Source organism: Vibrio sp. 1580 (assembly GCF_033340055.1).
Genome location: NZ_JAWOVT010000597.1, coordinates 1 through 553 on the forward strand (window position 1 = coordinate 1; position 553 = coordinate 553).

Consider the following 553-nt stretch of genomic DNA (forward strand, 5'->3'; position numbering starts at 1 on the left):
TCCGCCAAGATGGTTAATCTTTCTCACGATTTCATTCGTTTGCTCAAGCATTGGTAATTGGTCATCCCCAACCGGAACAAGTGTAGCGCGAAAACCCGTTATATCAGCGGCTTGAGAAATTGGGTAAGTCAGGAACCCTGCAGGAATTGAACGCTCAAAACCTTTGCTTTGAATTTCATTTTTTACGGTTGGGTTACGCTCTAAGCGAGCAATGGAAACTAAGTTGCTGTAATACATCGTCAATTCAGCGAGGGCTGGTAGTTGAGATTGCAAACAGATAGTGGTTTGAATGGGGTCGATGCCAACTGCAAGGTAATCTGCGACTACGTTTAGAATGTTCGAAGATACCTTTGAAGGATTGTGCGCGTTGTCGGTCAGGCCTTGCATATCGGCGACCAGAATGGTTTGGTCATGCTCCGATTGTAATGCCACACGCTGTTGTAACGAACCGACGTAATGACCAAGGTGTAAAGGCCCTGTAGCTCGGTCTCCCGTGAGAATGATTTCGCGTTGTTGATGCGTTTCTTTGATGTTCATGGTTATCTCCTAGTCA

The 553-nt window shown here is 45.9% G+C and carries 1 pseudogene; it reads right to left on the reverse strand.

Annotated elements, in window-relative coordinates:
- Positions 1–537: pseudogene (locus R7093_RS27355) on the reverse strand (tryptophan--tRNA ligase); the annotation flags it as partial.
- Positions 538–553: the final 16 nt, after the last annotated feature.